We start from the raw sequence: 20,714 nt of genomic DNA on the forward strand, positions 1-20,714 counted from the left end.
CTTTTTGCAGCGTGATTTGCTTCTGTATAAGATATATCGGTAAAAGAGGGAACAAACTTGAAGGCAGATGGAGGAGTTGACCCATGGACACACGCGAACTGCGCACCAAGGCGACACAAATCACACCGGATATATACTGTCTGGAAATCCCCACCCCGTTCAGTGTCGGAGCGGTCAACGTCTATTTGGTAAAAGGCGACAAGCTGACGCTGGTGGATGTGGGGCCGAAGACAGACGAGGCCTGGCAGGCGCTGACGGAAGGATTGCAGTCTGCCGGAGTCCGCGTGGAGGAGATCGAGCAGATCGTGCTGACGCACCACCACGTTGACCATTGTGGTCAACTGGAAAAGGTGCGGCAGCTCTCCGGCGCCGTGACGCTGGCCCATCCGCAAGCAGCGCCGTACGTGGAGCTGGATGAGGACTTCATGCATTTTCACGACCAGTTTTTTCTGGAGCTGTACCAAAAAAGCGGCGTGCCGAGCGACATGCTGGTCATCATCGCCAAGTTTCACAAGCTGATGAAGACCTTCTCCGAGCCAAGCCGCATTGACGTGTTGCTCAAGCACAAGCAGCGGGTGCCGAACTTGGAGGAATGGCAGGTGCTCTACACGCCGGGGCACAGCCAAAGCCACTTGTCCCTGTACCGGGAGCGGGATCGAACGATGATCGGCGGCGACCACATCATCGGACATATTTCGTCCAATGCCTTTATCGAACCACCGCGGGATCGTTCGGGCGCACGGCCGCTCACGCTCGTCCAATACCGGACGGCGCTGCAGATGTGTGCAGACATGGAGGTGGAGCGGGTGCTGGCCGGCCATGGCGAGATCGTCACCGACCATCGGGAGCTGATTTTGGCCCGGCTGCAAAAAAACTGGAGCCGCACAGACACGCTGCGCAGCCTGCTTGCCGACGGCGAAAAAACCGCCTACGAGTTGACCACGCTGCTGTTCCCTACGCTGTACGAAAAAGAGCTGCCGTTGACGCTTTCCGAGACGATCGGGCACATTGATCTGCTGACGATTTTGCACCAGGTCGAAGTCAAGGAGAAAGACGGCGTTTTGTACTACCACCTGTAGCCAGACGAATCCCTGTCATTGGCTGTCCAAGCAGAATAAGCCTATTCCTCCCCGGAAACGATAAAAGGGACAATTACCCTGAACCACCTGGAAGTGGCCAAAGGGTAACCGAGGGAGGAAGCCTATGCGCAAGTATTGGACGATATGCCTTTTGTCTGTAGCCTGCACGGCTTTGGCCGGCTGCAATCAGATGGGCGTCAAGCAAAACCCCAGCTCCGCCTTTGAACAGGTGCGCGACCAGTTTGCGGCCCAAAGCTCGTATGCGTTTTACGGCAGGACCAAGCTGTTGACAGCAAACAGCGCCAATGCCAACATGGTGAACTTTTCCGGGCGAAAAGACGGCGAAGCGGAGTATATGAATGTGAAAATTTCCGTCCCGGAGGAAAAGCGGGTGGAGACTTTGTCCCTTTTGCGCGAGGGCAGCGAGCTGTACGCCAAGCAAGGGCAAGGGGAAAAATGGAAGCCCGTACCGGGAGAAGGCGTTGCGCTGCGGCAGGAGATGGACAACTGGAGTCCTGGTTTTTGTTTCCAGCAAATGGATGAGATGAAAAAAGGCATCCGTCAACTGCCGGACGAAAACCCCGAGGACGATCTGGAAGCGATCGGCGTCACGCTGGATTCAGCCAAGCTGAAGGCGTGGCTGGCCGCGCAACTGCAGGAGCAGAGTGCCACCGGCTCGCGGATTCAGTCCGCCGCAGGGCCGTTTCCCGGGCACAAGCCGAGACTGAAGCTGGCGATGCAGCTTTCTGATGGGGACTGGGCAGGTGCGAGCGTGCGGCAGGGAGGCACCTCGATTCAGGCGAAACCGTCCCAGGACGTGAAGGCGTTGGTCGATCAGATGGACGTCGAAGCGGAGTACACGATTTACTACAACAAAACGACGATGCTTCCGACCAACATGAAGATGTCGATTCGCTCCGCATACGACTTGAACGACCAGCGGGTAAAAGAGCATTCCCAGGTGGAGACCTACCTGCAAAACTACGGGCGGGCAAAGCCGGTTCCGGCCCCGGCAGAGGGCGGCAAATAAGCAAGCAAAGAAAAAGACGCTTACCTTCCATGTCAGCGGACAGGGAGCGTCTTTTTTCCGTGAGGCGGACGGTTTGCGAAGCGGCGCGGACGATGGCAAAAGCGGCGGGAAGGCGGCTGCTGTGACGGATGGGCCGGAGGTGCGTGCCCGCCTGCTTTGGCTCGCAAGATTTTCAGGCAGGATGAGGTAACGCTTTGCGGACTTTGTCCGTCTTTACTCATTGTGAAGATGTGCACAACGGGCCGCTTTCCTTTGCGCTTTTTTGCGAGGGAGTCTTAATTCCTAGAAGGAATACTGGAAAACTTTGTCGAACTAACAACAGGTCTATCTTTTTGCGTCGAATAATCGGTACAATGGGAAAGATGCCTGATGAAACCAAGCGTCTGCGGCGACCGCATCAGGCATTTTGCAGACGAGACTTCTGCGATTTTCGCGGTCGCTTCTCTTTTGGGCAATCGTCGCTTCCGGTCTTGGTGAAGCCGGAGCGTAAAGGGGATGGGAACCAGCGATGGATCAGACGAAAATGCGCATTTTGTCCGCAGCCGCGAAGCTGTTTGACACGTACGGCTACAAAGGGACTTCCGTTAGACAAATCGCTGCTGAAGCAAAAGTGAACTCCGCGCTGATTTCTTATCACTTCCAGGGCAAGCAGGGAGTGTTGGAGACCTTGATCGCCTCTTATTTTGAGACGCTGTTTCGGCTGCTGGAAGAACAGGAAGCCGAGCAGGAGCATGTCTCTGCCATTCACCGACTTGAACAGGTGATCCAGTTGTATTTGCGCTTCCAGATGGAGCATGCGCCGATCACCCGGCTGGTTCACCGGGAGTTGAGCGTCGAGTCGATGCTTGCCCGTGAAGTGATGACGCTGTACATGAGCCGATGGAAGCACGGCCTTTCGCGCGTATTGGAGGGCGGCGTGGCATCGGGTGATTTTTTGCCTGTCTCTGTTGATCGTATAGTGCTGGCCGTAAGCAGCCAGATGATATATCCGTTTTTACAACCGCAAATGGTTCGCCAGGTTTACGACCTGGAGCTGTTTTCCGAGGAGTTCGCCAGATGGCTGCACGATTCCATCATGCGCTTTTTGCGCGGGATTTTGCTGCCCGGATAGGATGTGCCCTCTCCTGTGACTTTATTTTGCACAAGTGCAGCGAAGGCTCCGCCAATGGCTTTGGCGCAGCCAAGTTTTCTAAAGGGGATGTTTGACAAGTGAAACGAAGACTATTCCTGCTCTGTCTGGCAGGCATGTTGCTATACACGAATCCGGCGTACGCTACGCCTTTTCCGGACAAAACCGATGAGGTCGTGCAGGACGCCGACAACTATTTGAAAAAAGACGAAAAGGCGAAGTTTGAAAAATCGATGCAAAACTTGCCTGGCAGCTACAAGGTTGTCGTGGTGGAAAGCACGGCTCCGGAAGCAGAATCCCCTGACATGTACGCGCAGAAGCTGTTTGACAATTACAATTTGGCTGATGACGCGATGATGGTCGTGCTCGACTACAACACGGAGCAGATCGGGATGTACGCAGGGCCTGCGTTGCAGAACAAAGGCGTGACGATGGAGTTGTTGCACGACAAAATCGCGTCGTACTACGATCCTTTTCGCAACCAGAAGCAGTATTTGACCGGCATTCAGACTGTGATCGGGGAAGTGAACCGGGAGCTGAGCAGCCTTTCCGACAAGCAGGGTGCAACGACTGCGGGCGCGGCTGATGCGGCAGCGCAGGAGCAGCCGGAAGAAAAAGACGCGCTCGGCGGCATTCCGTGGTGGATATACGCGCTCGGAGCTGTGTTCGCGGTGCTGTCCGTCATGCTGATCTACGCCATGATTCGCCGCCGCGGGATCTTCAAGCAAGTCGATGATGTAGAGGATTGGAAGGACGAGCTGGTCGAAAAAATCAACGTCATCGAGGTGGAAAAGCCGTTGCGCCGCTCCAGCGGAATGACAGAGGTGCGCTACCACCACCTGGCTGACAAAAAAGAAAACTTGCTGCGCATCCGCATTCCAGACGTGGAGATGATGATTCTGGATGCGGAGGAAGCGTGCGACCGTTTCCGGTTTTCCCTGGCTTTGGGCATGCTCGATGAAGCGCGGCAGACGCTGACGCAGATCGAGGATGAGCTGAACGACCTGAAGGAAGACACGACAAAGGTAGCGATTGCCAAACAGGAAAACAAGGTCGTCATCCCGGAGATCGGTAAGCAGGTGGAGCAGATGGAGCGCCGCCTGTCCGATTTGCGGCTGGAATACGGACTGGCTTTTCACGAACTGAAAGCGTCGCTGGACGAAGTAGAGACGATGCGCAACCTCGTGAAAACGTCGCGGGCGGCGGGCGACGATATTGGCGCCTACGATACGACGCTCAAGGCCCAACAGATTCTGGAGCGGGTCGGCCAAGCGATGGAGCAGATTCCGGCGCTGGTGCAGCGCGTGAAAAAGGAAATGCCGGAAGAGTTCAAGCAACTGGAGGACGGAATCAGCCAGGCGACGCGCGACGGCTTCGACTTGAAGCAGGATTCGCTGGACAAGGCGCTGCTGCAGGCCAAACAGTTGCTTTCCTCCGCAAAAACCGCGCTGGAAGAGGGCAATCTGGAGATGGTCATGACTCATTCCAAGGCGTTTGACGTGCTGCTTGACACGACGTACCAGAGCATTGAAGAAGGCGTGCTCGCTCAGCACGAGGCAGCAGCCGCTGCGGCGCCAGCCCTGGAAAAGCCGCCTGTGCTTGCAGAGGAGCCGCTCGCAGACGAGGCAGAGCCGGAAAGAACGAACAGTGCATTGGCAGAAAAAGAACGGGAAGTCAGCGAAGCGGAGGTCGCAGCGATCATCGAGCAGGCTGCGGAGGCGTGGAACCTGGCTGGCAAGGAGACAGCGCAGCCACTTGTCATCGACAGAGAGCCGCAAGCGTTCGGGCGCGAGGCGCAAGGATTGTCCGCGCCCAAGCAGGAGGAAGCGGTGGATCTGTCCGCACACGCAGAGACTGAGGCAGGGACGAGCGACCAGTTGAGCGAGGCAGAACGGGCTGTGCTGTTGCAGGCAGTCAAGCGGCCTGCGAAGCCGGAGAAAACCTCGGTGCCCCATGCGCCCGCCCAGCAGGCAAGCCGTGAGCACGAAGAGGAAACCGAATACGAGCTGGTCATTCCGAAGAGTCAGGCGGAGCCGGAGTTGGAGGAGCCTCATCTGGAGGAAGAGCCGGATTATTTGCTGATCGAAACCGAGGACGATGCCCTCGACGAGCTGGAGCGCATCTCCAGCACGCTCGTTCGCGTGCGCCAGCAGATCAAGCGAAGCTATTTGCCGGGCATTCCGGATCAGCTCAAATATATGTTTGAAGAAGTCGTCCAGACTTTGGGGCGGATCAAGATGGTGATGGAGCAATACCGCTACGATCTGGAGGAAGTGGCGATTTTGATTCAGGATGCGCGCGAGCTGGTCGTAGAAACCGAGCGGATGGCCGAGCAGACGATTTCCTCCTGCCAGTTGGCGGAGGGAGCCATCCAGTACACCAACCGCTACCGCCGGCAAAACCGGCACGTCAATGAGCTGTTGACCAAAGCGGAGCAGGCGTTCAGGCAGTTGGCCTTCACGGAAGCTTACCAGTTGGCGGAGGAGGCGCGTCTCGTCGTGGAAGGTGCGCCAGCCGAGGCGGATAACCGCTGGCTTTTGCGCAGAAAGAAAAAGGGGTGAGCATCCATGCAACTCCTTCCCGTTTTTCTGATCGCGGCGGGCGTTCTCGTCATGCTCCAGCCGCGCACCAAAAGATGGCAGGCGCGGATGAACGCGTATTTCCGGGGCAATGAACAGCGGGTCAAGCAGCGGGCCAACACGTTTTTTTTGCTCGGCCTGGCCTTTATGCTGGCTGGCTTCGCTTATTTGTTCCGGTTGGCCGGATAGGGATAAGAGCACAAGCAAAAACACCTGTCGCACGAGCAACGAGGACGCGATTCTCGCGGGCGGCAGGTGTTTTTTGCGCAACAAAAAAAGAAGCACCGCTCACGAGGCGATGCTCCATATAGGGAAGATAAAGGGAGTAAAGGTCTGATAACCAGCACCTTACAACTAGGGGGGAGTAAGGTGCTGATTACTCTTTCGCAAAAAAGAGTACCTGCCTCCTAGTTTCCCCGATTCGTGTTTTCCTAAACGTTATTCTCGCAAAAAAATTCCAAAGCTTCTTCGGCGCTGTGCGTGCCCGCCGCATGTCCCGAGGAAAAGGCGATAGTAATGTTGTAGCCTCCGGTATGGGCGTGCACGTCCATGACTTCGCCGGCAAAATACAGGCCGTCCATCAGCTTCGAGCGCATCGTGCGCGGGTCGATTTCCTTGACGCTGACGCCGCCGCCTGTAATAAAAGCTTCCTCCAGGGACAGCGTTCCCGTGATCGTCAGCGGAAATGCTTTGATGATGCCCGCAAGACTTGCCCACTCCTGCTTTTTCATATGGCTCAACGTCGTGTCCTCGGCAATCTGGGCGAGCGACAGGATGAGCGGAATCATTCGCTCCGGCAAGTAGCCTTTGAGCACGTTTTTGACCGCTTTTTTTGGCTGTTCCTCCAGTAGTTTCCAGCTTTCTGCGCTGACTTCCTCCTTGCTTTTGGCAGGCATCAGATCAAGCGTGAGCGCCAGCGGGACGGCGCCGTATTTGCGCTGGCTGATGGAGACGTAGTGCCCCATTCGCAGCGAGGCTGGCCCGGACAGACCGAAATGGGTGAAAATCATATCGCCTTCCTGGGTGTTAATCTTTTTCCCGTTCGGCGCGTACAAGGTCATTGTAATGTCGCGCAGGGACAGTCCTTGCAGCGTTTTGTCGCGGATGAAGGAGTCGTTTGCGGTGAGCGGCACTTCTGTCGGATACAGGTCCGTGATCGTATGGCCTGCCGCCTTGGCCCAGGCGTAGCCGTCTCCCGTCGAGCCTGTCTGCGGCACCGAGCAGCCGCCGACGGCGATAATGACGCAGCAGGCTGTCAGCTTTTCGCCGGATTGCAGCAAAATGCCTGCGGCTCGACCGTTTTCGTAGACAACTTCCTTCACGGGAGCGTTCAGCCGGATGTCGACATGCTGCTGCTTCAACCGGTCGATCAACGCTTGGGCGACCGTCACTGCTTTATCGGTGACGGGAAACATCCGCCCGCGGTCCTCTTCCTTCAGGGCGACGCCCAGTTCCTCAAAAAACTGAATGATGTCGCGGTTGCCGAATTGCGCAAGCGCACTATACATAAAACGGCCGTTGCCGGGCATTTGCTTGATAAGCTCGTCCTGCTCCTTGGCGTTGGTCACGTTGCAGCGGCCGCCGCCGGAAATGATGAGCTTGCGTCCCAGCTTGCCGCCTTTTTCCACCAGGCAGACGCGCGCTCCCCGGCTCGACGCCGCCACAGCGGCCATCAGCCCGGACGGCCCGCCGCCGATAATGATAACGTCATAGTCGTACTGTGATCGATTCATGTATTCTCGTCCTTTTATGTTGTAGGGTAGGGCATCCTTCATTTTACCACAAGAGGCTATGTTAGCGCTCAGATAGAGGGGGAGGGTGGGAACACAAGCGTGTATGTCGCGCTAAAAAAGGGGGCAGGTGGGGAACACAGGCCGCATGTCGCGCCAAAAAAGGTGGGAACGTTGGAAGCACAAGCCAGCATACCGCGCCAAAAAGGCAGGGAGCCTTAACCGCCACCCCGCCTGCCACGCGCCAAAAAGACAGGGTGCTTTTACCCAAAAAGAGCGAGACTGTTTGAACCCCACCCCAACGCCAACTCACCCAAGTACCGCAGACAGCGGCTTTTTCTCCAGCACGTATCTGACAACCGCTTCATCGCGGACGATGTCTGTGACGATGTAGCCTTTGGCGAAGTAGCTGGTGAACAGCTCGCCGGTTTGCTCGCGCCAGGCCGAGGCGATGTTCATGTCCGCCTGCTTCACCTGCTGGAAAAAGGCCGGGACTGGAAGCAGCAAGACAGGCTCTTCATGCGCGGTGTCGAAAGCGACCGGAGCCGGAAGGCCGTCGACTATTTCATAGCGCAAAATGTCAGGGGCAGCGTCGTAGGCACGGCGCGGTGCGCCTTCTGCCTGGCGGGCTTCCACGCGTCCGCTGTCGATGAACCACTCGACGAGAAAACGATCAGTCGGCAGGCCGCGGTTGAAGTCGTCGTCGAGGTCGCCGTAGCAGTTGGGCAAATACGTGCGGACGATTCCGCCAAGCTTGACGATATTCAGGACGCCGTTCACCGTTTCCAGGGGGTCGTACGTCCAGGTAATTTTGGAATGGCCCAGCGCTTTGGCTTCTTCCTTTTGCAGCCACTTCATCTTCACTCCGAGTCCTTGCTTGCGATACGCGGGCAAAAAGCCGAGCATGTGGGAACAGAGATGCGTCTCGCCGTTGGTATAGCCGGGAAAGCTGTACAAAAAGCCGATCATCTCGTCCCCGTCAAACGCCCCGAGGAACAGTCCGCCAAATTTGTGCATCGTCAGCGTCATGTGGTACGGAATGGCCGACGAAGGGTCCCATATTTTTCCTTCCATCGTTTCCAGTTGCTCGATTTCGCTCGCCTCGGTCAGTTTTCGCAAGGTGATTGCCATTTGCTTTTTCCTCCTATCCAGTTTTTCGTTTTTACTTCATTCGAACAAAGGGAGGCACATTCCTGCTTGGGAACGGTTGCATCCCCCGGCAGCCTTGCGGATAATAGGAGAGACAGACAAACATCTGCTAGGGATGACAGGAGGCTTGACCACGATGGAAAACGACTTTCAATGGGAGCTGTGGAATCGGCTGACACAAGCGCCGGGAGCGCCAGGCTTCGAAGGTTCGGTCCGCGCTATCATGCGGGAATACATAGGTGCCTATACAAACGAATTTGTCTACGACAACCTTGGCAGCATGCTCGGGGTAATGCGCGGCGATGAAAACGGTCCGAAAATCATGGTGGCCGGACATATGGATGAAGTCGGCTTCATGGTGACGCGCATTTCCGACCAAGGCTTTATTTCGTTTCAGACGCTCGGAGGCTGGTGGGGACAAGTTTTGCTTGCCCAGCGCGTCCAGATCATCACGGAAAAAGGCGCGATCGAGGGCGTCATCAGCTCGATTCCGCCGCATGTGCTGAGTGAAGACCAGCGGAATCGCCCGATGGACATTCGCAACATGTTTATCGACATCGGCGTCGACTCGCGCGCGGAAGCCGAGCAGGCAGGCGTGCGTCCGGGACAGCAGATCGTTCCGGTATGCCCGCTGCAGGTCATGGCCAATCCGAACCGCCTCATGGCAAAAGCGTGGGACAACCGCTACGGCTGCAGCCTGGCAGTCGAACTGGCAAAAGAGCTGCACGAGCGCCCGGGCCATCCGAACGTCGTCTACGTCGGGGCTACGGTCCAGGAAGAGCTGTCTGGCATGCGCGGGGCGAAAACAGCCGCGGCTGCGATCGAGCCTGATTTGTTCCTCGCTTTGGACGCCAGCCCGGCCACGGACATTCCCGGCGTGAGAGACGAAGGCGGCAAACTGGGCGGCGGCCTTTTGATGCGCATATACGATCCGCTGTACATGATGCCGCTGGGACTGCGCGAACTGCTTATTTCGACCTGCGAGCAGGAGAACATCCCGTACCAGTACTACGTGGCCAAAGGATCTACGGACGCCAATGTCGTGCAAAACCACGGAAAAGGCGTGCCGTCGGCTGTCATCGGCATCCCTTCCCGCTACATTCACAGCCATGCGTCCATCATTGACCGCAACGATTACGAAGCGGCCAAGCGGCTGTTGTTCTCCATCGTGCGCAAGCTGGATCGGGCGACCTTTGCGTCGATTTTGCCGAGATAATGAGGGGAGGTGGCGCTTTTGAACGCGATTGTTTTGTACACGAAGCGCCAGGGCCAGGCGACGTCTTACGAATTTAACGTCTTCGACAACCAGTTCGCCACGGAAAATCTGGCTGTCCGCAAAGTGCTGATGTCCATGCTGGAGTCTGTACGCGAGCGGCTGACCGATGTGGAAGTGGAGTACAACGACAGCATGCTGGCGGAAAAATTGGGGGCGAGACGCGCTGCGGAGACGCTGCGTTTTCTCGGGGCGACGAAAGACAACAGCAAGGAAAACCGCAGCAACGGCATCGTCGTCAGCCGCTCGTTTCAGGCGCCGCTCACCCCTGAGCGCTATGCGTTTTTTTACGGGCTCACAGACATTGCCACGCTCTCGCACTACCGCTTGAAGGAGGGCAGCGAGGACCGGATTGTGTTTTACTTCACGCGCTATTTGCAGTTGATAGCTCCTGACGAGAGCGCAAGCCAGGCCTTTTTGCAAAAGCTCGACGAGTTTTCGCTACCGTACAGGCTCGTGTCGATCAACTGAACAGGCCAAAACAGGCGAGCAAGAAAAAAAGCCATTTCCACCGATCCAGGGGAAATGGCTTTTTCGTCTGCGCATCGGCTTGCGGCGATGCAGCACAGGCAATCCGTCAAGTAGCAGGGCGATCCGGCCCTTCCAGCTTTTTGTCCCCGTAGCCGGGGGCGTCGTTTTGCACGGATTTCGGCTGGGGGCTGCGGTCTGCCTCCCGCATTTTCCCCGCTTGATCCTGGTTGTTTTGCTTGCTCATTTACGTGGCACCTTCCTTTCTTCCCGATTTCGGTTCGGGAGCCTGCTCCGGGTTTTTGTGGCGCGGCATCGCATAAATCGCGAATAAGCCGAGCAGCGCCGCGAGCAAAAGCGTGATGATCCCGTAGCCGATCCATGGGCTTCGGCTGCCGACTCCCCCGAGCTTTTCCACCATCGTGCCGCCGATGCTCGTCCCGAGAGCCGTGCCGACGCCGGATACGAAGTTGGAGAAGCCGAAGTACGCTCCGAGCCATTCTTCCTTGGCAAAATGAGTGACGAGCGAATCCTGGACAGGCATGAACAGCATTTCGCCGACAATAAATACGACGGCTGCGGCGCTGAGCGTGACGAATTGATTGGCCCAGCCCATCAAGGTCAGGCCCGCGCCGAGCAAGGTCGTTCCGGCGGCAAGCGCCACATACGGGTTGATTCGCGAAAGGACAAAGCGCGAGACGAAGCCTTGCAGCAGGACGACAGCGAGCGAGTTGATCGTCCAGACGAGGCCGATGAGCGTCGCGGAATGCAGGACGTGCTCGCCGCGCAAAGGCAAGATCATCGTAAATTGCGCATACAACGCCCAAATCAGCAAAGTAATCGCGGAAAACAACAGGAAGCTGCGGTGCTTCAAAATATGCCGGTATTCCGAGATCGGCGTGTGGCGGCAGGCAGGCCCGACACAGCGATCATCTGGCAAGGAAAAAAACGTCAGCACGGCGAGCAGGCCAAATACCGCGGCTGCGATCATAAACGGTTGCTGGCCGACGGACGTCATCCAGGTAATGACCAGACCCGCTACGATAATGCCGCTGTGGGCGAGAATCCCCCGCCACGAAAAAGCGGCTGTACGCTGTGCTTCCGCCACCTCATCGGCAATCATCGCCTTGATCGTGGGGGCCAACAGGCCAAGCCCCAGACCGTTCACGGAGGAAAACAGCAGAAAAAGCCCGTACGACGCGCTGTAGTGATAGCCGAGCATGGCCCCTCCTTGAAGCAGTGCGCCAAGCGTGATGATCGCGCGGCGGCCCCAGCGATCCGACATCGGCCCGCCGATCAGGCTGCCAATCTGGTACGCAATGCTGCCCGCGCCCAAAATGAAGCCGACCTGGGCGAGATGCAACTGCCGCACCTTCTGCAAAAAGATCGGAAAGACCGGAATGACCAGATACGAGGCCAGGTGCATGAAAAAAACGAGCAATAGCAGGATCAAATAAGGCTTGTTGCGCCAGAGAGCTCCACTCGAGGCTGTCATAATCGCCTCCTTTTGTTGGTATCGTCTCTTCTAGTATGAGTGAAAGAGGTTTGTCTCTATGCAACAAAATTGGGCGAGCGTACAAATGTGCGCGACAGGCAGGCATATGTCCAATCCAAACTTTTCCCCGATACATATACCTATAGAGAAAGGTACCATGGGCGGTATGCCAGGTGCGACGGTTCGAGCCAGCGTGAAGGGGGGATCTGTCATGAAAGGTTTCGGCTTTTTCAACCAGGATGGCTTTGAAACGGTGATCTGGATTATCGTTATCATCTTTCTCCTCTCCATATTCTTTGACGAAGGGATAGATTGAGATGAGCGCATATCGGCCGGTTCGCCGCTTGAACAATCACTATCGCTCGAATCAGGGCTTCAAAGCCTGGATCAAGGCCAACGAGCAATGGTTTAAGGAAAATCCGGAAGTGTTCAAACAGGTGCTGAGCAACCCGAATATGGTCAACCTGTTTATGGATCTCATGGTGATGAACTCGCCGCGCATTCAGAGGCGTCTGCGCAGGTGGGGCAAGAACAAGCCGTGAGCGCATGTGGCATGCTGCCGACAAAAGCATGCCATCTTTTTTTCCTGTCCAAGCAGCCGATCCTTTCGCGCGGGCCTGGCAGCGGCTTTTCAATCATAAAAGCCAGACAAGCTGCGTAGGGATAAGCATAGGCAGCGCAGTCGAGAGGGTGGGAAAACAGCATGGCACAAGTCATTTTGACCTTTTTTGTGGCCTATGGCATCGTCGTGGGCGGATCTTTGTGCGGCGGCTTGGGCGCCTTTTTGACGGAAAAGCCTCCGCTTTTTTCGATGGTCCAGCTTGCGGACCAGTTGAAAATCTGGGGCTTGGTCGGTGCTCTGGGCGGCACCTTTGACTCGTTTTTGCAGATTGAGAAAATATTGATGGGCAACTTTTCGCCTGTGTTCAAACAGCTCGTCATGATCGTCGTCGCGTTTTTGGGCGCGCACATCGGGACGATTTGCGTGCAGTGGCTCGTGCAGGTGCGCTCATGATGATCGTCCTGTGGAAACGCTATCTCGCTCTCCTGCTCATCGGCTGCCTGTTGGGCGGAACGGCGGTTTTGTTTGTGTACGGACGCGAGATGGAGCAGATGATGCTTGTCCGCAAAAGCCTGGAGCTGCAAAATAAAAAGCTGTACGAGGAAAATCAGGAGCTGAAGCAAAACCAGCGGGTCTATCGCAAAAAGCAGGATCAGGTCATCGAGGAAGTCCGCGCCTTTGTCTTGACGGCGGACCAGAAGCAGCCGCTGCACGGGACGATCGTCGTGCAGGTGGTCGATTTGATCGAAAAAGACTTCGCCTCGCTCAAAGGCAAAAAAGCAGAGCAGGTCGCGGAGGTTCACCAGGTGCTGCACGAGATGCTGCGCCGCCGGGAGTATGTCTTGTCCGACCAGACGATGGTGGAGGTGCGGATCAAGACCGTGTTTATCGCGCGGACGCTGCAAGTGTTTGTGACGGCAGAGGTCATATCCGACGATGTCTGGCAAAAGATAGCGCGAAACTTTCTTTTTCTTCCCCCGTATATTTCTACATAGAAACCTGAAGGCAGATCTGTCGCAAGATCTGGGGTGAACGCAAAGGAGAGGCGAGTACATGTCCATGTTCAAAAAGTTGCTGGCCAGTGTCGGAATCGGAGCGGCCAAAGTCGATGCCCGTTTGGAGCAGGAGTCCCTCGTTCCTGGAGACCTCGTAAAAGGCGAAGTGCACATCTCCGGTGGAGACGTAGCGCAGGAAATCGACGAAATCTACATGTACGTTATCACACACTACGAACGCGAAGTGAATGACAACAAGGTGAAGGAAGAGTGCACGCTGGTCAAGTACCGTCTGACTGAGCGCGTCTATTTGCAGCCGAAGGAGGACAAGGTACTGCCTTTTGCGTTCCAGCTTCCTTATGAGACACCGCTGACTATGGGACGTCAACCCGTTTATTTGCGGACGGGATTGGATATTAAAAACGCGATTGATCCGGGCGACTCCGACTTTATCGAAGTGCGTCCGCATCCTTTGATGGCAAAAGTACTGGAGGCGGTCCAGTCGATTGGCTTCCAGTTGTACAAGGTCGACTGCGAGTACAACCGCCACCTGGGCCGCACGTATCCGTTTGTGCAGGAATTTGAGTTCCGTCCGACAGGGGCATACCGTAGCCGTCTGGAGGAGCTGGAAGTCGTCTTTTACTTGCGCGAAGGCGAGCTGGAAGTGCTGCTGGAGCTCGACAAGCGCGCGCGTGGCTTCCTGGGCGCCTGGGAAGAAGCGTTTAACCTCGACGAACGCTATGTCCGCTTCCGGCTTTACGAGGCCGATCTGCAAAAGCCGACTCGCGTGATTGCCGATGCCATCGAGCAGAAGATCAAGCAACAACTGCGTTAAACAAGGGAAAGCAAAAAAGAAGGCTGTCTGGGATGCGAACCAGACAGCCATTTTTTCGTGGATTGACAAGGCGGACGATTAGTCGTCTACGCCAACGATGGTCAACAGGACGAACAAGACGAGAATCAGTGCAAATCCGTTAAAGCCTCCGTTAAACAGCCCCATTTGAAATCCTCCCATAATTCGTGACGTGATGTTTGTTCCCTCTATAACATAGTCGAAGGCCAGGGCAAACGTGTGCAGGCATACACCTATTTTTGGGGCAAAAGCCGGTTCCATGAGGTGTCTTTCTAATTTTTTGATTTGGATGTATAGGGCTGGATTTTTCTGACAATACTGTGAGCATGAAGAAATCCAAGGAGGATATTATTATGAATTTGTTGGAAAAAACCAGGAAAATTAATGTGATGCTGCAAAAAACAATGGGAGGCAGCGGCGTAGGCTTCCAGGATCTCGCCAAGTTGCTGTCAGAGGTCATCTCGGCAAATGTGTACATCATTACGGCGGACGGCACGATTCTCGGCAGCGGCTTGAACCAGGAAATTTCGCTGAATGAAGAAGGCCAGTCTTCCACTCAACTGCGAAGCGGCATACATCAAAAACTGCTGGAAGTGACACAGACGCTCGCAAACGAGTCGATCGAAAGTCCGTACAGCTTCGTGCCAAAAGAACTGGCAGGGCTGTTCCCGCAAATGATGACGACCATCGTGCCGATCAATGCAGGCGGCAGCCGCCTGGGTACACTCGTGCTGCTGCGGGCGTATGGCGAGTTTGAAACCGAGGATTTGATTTTGGGCGAAATCGGCGCGACCGTCATCGGGATGAAGATCGTTCGCCAGCGCACAGAGCAGATTGAAAATGAAGTGCGCGACAAAACGTTCGCCAAAATTGCCCTGTCTTCGCTGTCCTACAGCGAACAGATCGCCATTGAAAAAATTATGGAGCAGCTCGACGCGCGCGAAGGCTTGCTCGTCGCCAGTCAACTGGCAGACCAGGCGGGTCTGACTCGTTCCGTCATCGTCAACGCGCTGCGCAAGCTGGCCAGCGCAGGCGTGCTGGAGTCCCGCTCGCTCGGCATGAAAGGTACATATATCAAAGTGCTCAACGACAAGTTCCCATCCGAACTGGCGAAGTGGAAAACATCGTAATTCGCAGCGCTTAGACAGAAGGCTCTCCCGGAAAACGGGAGGGCCTTTGTTTGCGTGCGCGGGCAGAGGCGCGAACAGGCGGGAACACGTTTTGCCAAAAGGAAGGGGCAAGTCCTTTGCCGCTCAACGAGTACATTCCAACTGGAAAAAAGTTCATGAATTAATCATTGATTCGTGATTTTTTTGCCGATATAATTTGCCAAAAGGAAGAACTTCAAAAAATTCAAAATTTAAAGTCTAAACTTCAAAATGCAAAGCGATTGAGGAGGAGATCGGATTGAAAGTGGCAATCGGCGGCGTCGTGCACGAAACGAACACGTTTTCCAACGTTCCTTCCACGTTAGACCTGTTCCAGAGCTGGGAGTGGGATCATCAGCAAGTCATCCTGGATCGCAACCGCAAAGTGAGAAACTTTTTAGGGGGAATGATCGACCGGGCGGAGGAACTGGGCATTGAGCTTTTGCCGACCTTTTCCACGTTTGCCTATCCGGCAGGCACGATCACGCGCGACACGTACGAGCGGATGAAGGCCGAACTGCTGGAAGGGCTGCGTCTGGCACAGGGCGCCGACGCCATCTGTCTTGCCCTGCACGGGGCTGGCGTCGCCGAAGGAATTGACGATATGGAAGACGACCTGCTTGCGGCCGTGCGCGGCGTAGTCGGCTACGAGATTCCGCTGGTCGGCACGCTCGACCTGCATGCGAACATGACGCCGCAGATGGTGGAAGAAGCAGACGCGCTGCTCGGCGTCCATCTGTACCCGCACGTCGACTGCTATGAGCGTGGACAGGAGGCGATTGATGTCGCGCGCAAAATGGTCGCCGGCGAGTGGAAGCCGACGATGCATTTGACCAGATTGCCCTTGTTGATCCCGACCTCTGCTACCCACCACTTTCCGGCAAGCGAAATCAACGAAGCGTGCTGGGCTTGGGAGAAGGAAGAAAACGTCATCGACTGCGCGTTTTTTCACGGCTTTCCGTACACGGACATTCCCGAGCTGGGAGTGGCGGTTTTGGCGGTCACGAACAACGACAGCGAGCTGGCGCGAAAAGTGAGCGAGGATGTGGCGCGGCTCGTGTGGGAACGGCGGGACGACTTCGAGCTTATCATGCCGACGCCTGCCGAGGGAATCGCGCAAGCGCTGGCGACAGAAGGCAGGCCGATCGTCATCAACGAGACATCGGACAACCCGGGCGGCGGAACCCCCGGCGACGGAACTCATCTGCTGCGGGCCATGCTCGAAGCGCAGTTGACCGATGCCTGCTTCGGCTACATGTACGATCCCGAGGTGGTGCAGCAAGCGTTCGCGGCGGGAGTCGGAGCCACGCTCGAGCTGAGCCTGGGCGGGAAAACAGACGACCTGCACGGCGAGCCGCTTGAAGTCACGGCGTATGTCAAAGCGCTGACCGACGGCAAGTTCGTGGCGACGACGCCGATGGGGCGGGGCACCCGGGCCGACTACGGCAAGTCGGTTCGCCTGCAAATCGGGGGCGTGGACGTGATCGTCTGCTCCGTCAAGTCGCAGGTGCTCGATGAGCAAATTTTTCAACTGCACGGGATTGATGTCACGCGCTACAAGATCGTTGCGCTCAAATCGAGCACGCACTTCCGCGCCGCCTTCGAGCCGATCAGCGCCAAAGTCATCACGGTCGATTCGCCTGGCCTGACGACATTGAACTTCCGCTTTTTCGAGTACAAACGGGCGAACCGGCCGCTTTACCCGCTCGATCCGATTACCGATCCGAACCTACCACAACTGACAAGGAAGTAGAAAACGATGGAACACGTACAGGAGCGCATTCGCAAGCACTATCCGGAATTGACCAACCAGCAGAAGCTGGCCGCCAAATACATTCTCGCCGAACCACAAATCGTAGCCCAAAAGCCCGCCAAAGTGGTCGGAGCGCTGAGTGGGACGAGCGAAACGACAGTCATTCGCCTCTCCTACGCGCTCGGTTACTCCGGGTACAGCGAATTGCAAAATGAAATTCGCAGCTCCTTGCTCGAACGAGTGCAAAAAGAAGACGCCATCAGCAGCCTGCGGGCGGCGGCGGAAAATTTGCGCGGACAGGACGATCTGCTCTCCTTCAACCTGGAACAAGATGTCGCCTACATCCGGCAAACGCTGGGCGGGCTGCAAAAGGAGCAGCTTCAGCATGCGATCACGCGCATTATGTCCGCCAAGCACATTCTCGTCGTCGGCTTCCGCAGCTCTTACGCTCCGGCTCACTGGCTCGCTTTTGCGCTCAATGTCGTAAAAGGAAACGCGCACCTGTACAACGGCCCTGTCGATGATGCGAACTATTTGCTGACCCAGATCAATGCAGACTGGCTGGTGATTGCGCTCTCTTTTCCCCGCTACGTCAACGAAACGATTTTGTTCACCAAGGCGGCGAAGGAGCGGGGCGCTGTCGTGCTCGGGATTACCGACGACGAGCTGTCCCCGGTCGGTCCGATTGCCGATCAAGTCTTGAAGGTGTACGCCCCTGCGCCAACCGCCCTGAAAGGGATGACCGCGATTTTTTCCATGCTGAACATTCTCGTCAGCGGCGTGGTCCAGGCCGACGGCGAGCAGGTGCAGGAGCGGCTGCGCCATTACGAGAACACGAGTCGCCAAATTTATCCCTTCGTGGGAGAAACCGATATGTGACGGTGAGAGAAAAAAGGGGATGAAGGCATGAAAAAAAGCTGGTGGAAAAACGGGCCGCTTGGCGTCTTGCTGGCAACAGCAATGATCGCAGGCTGCTCCGCGCAGACGGCAACCCAGACGACTCAGCCGGATAGCGACGGGACGAGCAAGAGCAATAACACGCTCGTCATCTCCTCGCTGATTGAACCGGATACGCTCGATCTGCACAAGACAAGCTGGTTGGGCAATGAGAACGGCCTTTTGTACGAACCGCTTCTGACCCGCGATACAACAGGGAAAATCGTCCCGCGCCTCGCGGAAAAGTACGAAATCTCGCAGGACGGCAAGACGTGGACGTTTACTTTGCGCAAAAATACGCGCTTTCACTCCGGCGAGCCTGTGACAGCGGCGGCTGTGAAGGAATCGTTCGACCGGATGCTGGAAATCTCCCCGGTCAAAGGAATTGCGGGACCGATCGAAAAAGTGGAGGCAGCGGACGAGCAGACGCTGAAAATTCATTTCTCCAAGCCGTTCGCCCCGTTTATCAACGTCGTCATTAGCGGGCTGGTGTCTCCGATCGACGCCAAGACGGCAAAAGAGCTTGGCGACGGCTTTGGCGACAAACCATCGGGCACAGGAGCGATCCAGTTCGAAAAGCGCGAACGCGGCGCCTCGCTTTTGTACAAGAAAAATCCGGATTTCAACTGGGGGCCGGAGTACGCGACAAACAAAGGGCCGTTGCACGTAGACAACGTATTGTTCCGCTTTTTGAAAGACGACGATACCCGCCTGATGGAATTTAAAAAAGGGACGATCCACGTGCTGCACGACGTTCCAGCAAACGCTGTCGCCGAGCTGCAAGCACTGCCTGACGTCGAGATTCAGAAAATGATGGACATCGGCATCAAGTACATCGCGTTCAACAACCAGCATCCGCTGTTTGGCGACGTGCGCCTGCGCAAAGCCGTAGCGCTCTCCGTCGACCGCGACCCGCTCGTTGCCGTGGCGTTGAACGGCTTCGGCAAGCCGATTTACGGCCCGTTGGCACCGACGATTTTCGGCTACAGCGAGGCGATTGAGAACAAGGCCAAGCAAATGTACACCCGCGATCTCGGACAGTCCAAGCAACTGCTTGCCGACGCCGGATGGACGGACAGCAACAACGACGGCATCGTCGACAAGGATGGCAAGCCGTTGTCTGTGGAGCTGCTCGTGTCGCAGGAGCCAGCGTTTTCGCGCGCCGCGCAAATTCTCCAGAGCCAGTTGCGGGAAGCGGGCATCGACCTGAAAATTACCGTGCAGGAAATGACGACGATCAAAGACCGCATCAGCAAAAAGTCGTACGACATGGCTTTGATGTACTACGGCTGGTTCGATGCCGACATCTTCTACCTCATCTTTGAAAAGAGCAATGCCACAAGCCGCATGCACTTCACGAAGCCGGAGCTGGACGAGTTGCTCAACAAAGGCCGGGAAGCGGCAAGCGAAGAGGAGCGAATCCGCATTTACGAACAAGCGCAGGAAATTTTGCTGAACGAGTCGCCATGGGTGCCGCTCTGGGTGAACGAGCTGGTGACGGCGACACGGGGCATTAAAGGCTTTTCGCTTAATCCGTACACGCAATATTTCATTTTGAATGATGTCACGCTCGACAAATAGGCAAAAAGCAGGGGTGAAGACATGCGCCGCTATGTCGCAAAAAGGCTGCTTTCTCTATTGGGCACGCTGCTTGGCGTCTCTGTCCTGATTTTTCTCATGGTCCATCTGATCCCCGGCGACCCCGCAACGCAAATATTGGGACAGTTTGCCACGCCGGAAGCGATCAGCCAGATGCGCGCTTCGCTCGGGCTGGATCAGCCGCTTTGGCAGCAGTACGCGAGCTTTTTGGGGAGACTGTTGACGGGCGATCTCGGAACCTCGCTCTTTACCGGGGAGAGCGTGTGGGAGCAAATTGTCGCGCGCTTCCCGATCACGATGCAGCTCGCTGTGCTCAGTGTCGTCATTGCCGCGATCTTCGGCATTTTGCTCGGGACGATTGCCGCCGTCAAACAAAACACGTTTGTCGACAGGTTGGTCGTCCTGACCTCCTTGGTCGGCATTTCCGCGCCGGGCTTTTGGATCGCGCTGTTTTTGATCTGGATTTTCGCTTACAAGCTCGCCTTGTTCCCGATCTCCGGCTACGAGGGCATTCATTCCTTGCTCTTGCCCGCGATCACGCTGGGGATGGCCGAAGCGGGCATGATCGCCCGGATGACGCGCGCCAGCATGCTCGAAGTCATCAAGCAAGACTACATGCGGACGGCGGAGGCAAAAGGAGCGTCTCTCGTTTCTCTCGTGTTCAGCCACGGCTTGCCCAACGCGATCATCCCGGTTGTGACGATGATCGGCCTGCAATTCGGCTCGCTCATGGCTGGAGCGGTAGTGGTCGAAACGGTGTTTTCTTTGCAAGGCATCGGCAGTCTGGCCATCGAGGCGATCAGCAAGCGGGACATGCCGACGGTGCAGGGGATGGTGTTTTTCATGGCGCTGATTTTTGCCCTGACCAACTTGATTGTGGACCTTATCTACAGCCGGATTGATCCGCGCATCCACTTCGACTAAGGAAAGGAGCAG

General features: G+C 56.2%; 22 protein-coding genes. 17 read left to right on the forward strand and 5 right to left on the reverse strand.

Annotation, left to right across the window (positions count from 1 at the left end; translation table 11 throughout):
* The first annotated feature begins 83 nt into the window (after nucleotides 1–83).
* The 5 genes from M655_RS08310 (at nucleotide 84) to M655_RS08330 (ending at nucleotide 6,006) form a co-directional block, all read left to right on the forward strand.
* Nucleotides 84–1,079 (forward strand): MBL fold metallo-hydrolase, encoded by a 996-nt coding sequence (locus M655_RS08310; protein WP_005828162.1) that lies wholly within the window; start codon nucleotides 84–86, stop codon nucleotides 1,077–1,079.
* Nucleotides 1,080–1,203: 124 nt separating this feature from the next.
* Nucleotides 1,204–2,109 carry a hypothetical protein gene (locus M655_RS08315; protein WP_026557886.1) on the forward strand — a complete coding sequence of 302 codons (906 nt, stop codon included), beginning with the start codon at nucleotides 1,204–1,206 and terminating at the stop codon, nucleotides 2,107–2,109.
* 508 nt (nucleotides 2,110–2,617) lie between these two features.
* Nucleotides 2,618–3,220: a forespore capture DNA-binding protein RefZ gene (refZ, locus tag M655_RS08320; RefSeq protein ID WP_005828166.1), complete on the forward strand. Its 603-nt coding sequence runs from the start codon at nucleotides 2,618–2,620 to the stop codon at nucleotides 3,218–3,220.
* A 98-nt stretch (nucleotides 3,221–3,318) separates the two neighbouring features.
* Nucleotides 3,319–5,799: a septation ring formation regulator EzrA gene (locus M655_RS08325; protein ID WP_026557887.1), complete on the forward strand. Its 2,481-nt coding sequence runs from the start codon at nucleotides 3,319–3,321 to the stop codon at nucleotides 5,797–5,799.
* Nucleotides 5,800–5,805: 6 nt separating this feature from the next.
* Nucleotides 5,806–6,006, forward strand: coding sequence for a hypothetical protein (locus M655_RS08330; protein ID WP_005828171.1), 201 nt, complete (start codon nucleotides 5,806–5,808; stop codon nucleotides 6,004–6,006).
* Nucleotides 6,007–6,248: 242 nt separating this feature from the next.
* Here M655_RS08330 and M655_RS08335 read toward each other — a convergent pair whose 3' ends face one another.
* Together M655_RS08335 and M655_RS08340 are read right to left on the reverse strand one after the other, a co-directional pair.
* A complete protein-coding gene (locus M655_RS08335) occupies nucleotides 6,249–7,550 on the reverse strand; it encodes a BaiN/RdsA family NAD(P)/FAD-dependent oxidoreductase (protein WP_005828173.1) in 1,302 nt (433 codons plus the stop codon).
* A 306-nt stretch (nucleotides 7,551–7,856) separates the two neighbouring features.
* Entirely contained in the window at nucleotides 7,857–8,678 is an 822-nt protein-coding gene (locus tag M655_RS08340; RefSeq protein WP_005828175.1) for a GNAT family N-acetyltransferase, read from the reverse strand.
* Nucleotides 8,679–8,832: 154 nt separating this feature from the next.
* Between M655_RS08340 and M655_RS08345 the strand changes: the two genes are divergently transcribed.
* Both M655_RS08345 and M655_RS08350 read left to right on the forward strand, forming a co-directional pair.
* On the forward strand, nucleotides 8,833–9,912 hold the full coding sequence (locus M655_RS08345) for a M42 family metallopeptidase (protein WP_005828177.1): 1,080 nt from the start codon (nucleotides 8,833–8,835) through the stop codon (nucleotides 9,910–9,912).
* An 18-nt stretch (nucleotides 9,913–9,930) separates the two neighbouring features.
* Nucleotides 9,931–10,440: a hypothetical protein gene (locus M655_RS08350; protein ID WP_005828179.1), complete on the forward strand. Its 510-nt coding sequence runs from the start codon at nucleotides 9,931–9,933 to the stop codon at nucleotides 10,438–10,440.
* 106 nt (nucleotides 10,441–10,546) lie between these two features.
* Here M655_RS08350 and M655_RS08355 read toward each other — a convergent pair whose 3' ends face one another.
* Together M655_RS08355 and M655_RS08360 are read right to left on the reverse strand one after the other, a co-directional pair.
* On the reverse strand, nucleotides 10,547–10,684 hold the full coding sequence (locus tag M655_RS08355; RefSeq protein ID WP_005828182.1) for a hypothetical protein: 138 nt from the start codon (nucleotides 10,682–10,684) through the stop codon (nucleotides 10,547–10,549).
* A complete protein-coding gene (locus M655_RS08360) occupies nucleotides 10,685–11,932 on the reverse strand; it encodes an MFS transporter (RefSeq protein ID WP_025843932.1) in 1,248 nt (415 codons plus the stop codon).
* A 58-nt stretch (nucleotides 11,933–11,990) separates the two neighbouring features.
* Between M655_RS08360 and M655_RS08365 the strand changes: the two genes are divergently transcribed.
* From M655_RS08365 to M655_RS08385, 5 genes are all read left to right on the forward strand, one after another.
* Nucleotides 11,991–12,248, forward strand: a complete 258-nt coding sequence (locus M655_RS08365; RefSeq protein WP_005828186.1) for a hypothetical protein — start codon at nucleotides 11,991–11,993, stop codon at nucleotides 12,246–12,248.
* A gap of 1 nt (nucleotide 12,249) precedes the next feature.
* A complete protein-coding gene (locus tag M655_RS08370; protein WP_005828188.1) occupies nucleotides 12,250–12,474 on the forward strand; it encodes a hypothetical protein in 225 nt (74 codons plus the stop codon).
* 161 nt (nucleotides 12,475–12,635) lie between these two features.
* Complete coding sequence (locus M655_RS08375; protein WP_007783237.1) at nucleotides 12,636–12,947, forward strand: YtrH family sporulation protein; 312 nt, start codon at nucleotides 12,636–12,638, stop codon at nucleotides 12,945–12,947.
* Nucleotides 12,944–13,489 carry a sporulation membrane protein YtrI gene (locus tag M655_RS08380; RefSeq protein ID WP_005828194.1) on the forward strand — a complete coding sequence of 182 codons (546 nt, stop codon included), beginning with the start codon at nucleotides 12,944–12,946 and terminating at the stop codon, nucleotides 13,487–13,489. The genes M655_RS08375 and M655_RS08380 overlap by 4 nt, the downstream gene beginning before the upstream one ends.
* A 58-nt stretch (nucleotides 13,490–13,547) precedes the next feature.
* On the forward strand, nucleotides 13,548–14,324 hold the full coding sequence (locus tag M655_RS08385; RefSeq protein WP_005828196.1) for a sporulation protein: 777 nt from the start codon (nucleotides 13,548–13,550) through the stop codon (nucleotides 14,322–14,324).
* Nucleotides 14,325–14,402: 78 nt separating this feature from the next.
* On the opposite strand, the gene M655_RS08390 is transcribed toward M655_RS08385, so the two are convergent.
* Nucleotides 14,403–14,504 (reverse strand): YjcZ family sporulation protein, encoded by a 102-nt coding sequence (locus tag M655_RS08390; RefSeq protein ID WP_035317240.1) that lies wholly within the window; start codon nucleotides 14,502–14,504, stop codon nucleotides 14,403–14,405.
* Nucleotides 14,505–14,695: 191 nt separating this feature from the next.
* On the opposite strand from M655_RS08390, the gene codY reads away from it, so the two are divergent.
* The 5 genes from codY (at nucleotide 14,696) to M655_RS08415 (ending at nucleotide 20,702) form a co-directional block, all read left to right on the forward strand.
* Nucleotides 14,696–15,472, forward strand: a complete 777-nt coding sequence (gene codY / locus M655_RS08395; protein ID WP_005828198.1) for a GTP-sensing pleiotropic transcriptional regulator CodY — start codon at nucleotides 14,696–14,698, stop codon at nucleotides 15,470–15,472.
* Nucleotides 15,473–15,749: 277 nt separating this feature from the next.
* On the forward strand, nucleotides 15,750–17,243 hold the full coding sequence (locus tag M655_RS08400) for a M81 family metallopeptidase (RefSeq protein ID WP_026557888.1): 1,494 nt from the start codon (nucleotides 15,750–15,752) through the stop codon (nucleotides 17,241–17,243).
* A 6-nt stretch (nucleotides 17,244–17,249) separates the two neighbouring features.
* Nucleotides 17,250–18,122: a MurR/RpiR family transcriptional regulator gene (locus M655_RS08405; protein WP_005828200.1), complete on the forward strand. Its 873-nt coding sequence runs from the start codon at nucleotides 17,250–17,252 to the stop codon at nucleotides 18,120–18,122.
* 27 nt (nucleotides 18,123–18,149) lie between these two features.
* A complete protein-coding gene (locus M655_RS08410) occupies nucleotides 18,150–19,760 on the forward strand; it encodes an ABC transporter substrate-binding protein (protein WP_026557889.1) in 1,611 nt (536 codons plus the stop codon).
* A 21-nt stretch (nucleotides 19,761–19,781) separates the two neighbouring features.
* Complete coding sequence (locus M655_RS08415; protein WP_007783249.1) at nucleotides 19,782–20,702, forward strand: ABC transporter permease; 921 nt, start codon at nucleotides 19,782–19,784, stop codon at nucleotides 20,700–20,702.
* The last annotated feature ends 12 nt before the right edge of the window (nucleotides 20,703–20,714 follow it).

The organism is Brevibacillus sp. NSP2.1, assembly GCF_000470975.2.
Classification (GTDB): Bacteria; Bacillota; Bacilli; order Brevibacillales; family Brevibacillaceae; genus Brevibacillus; species Brevibacillus agri.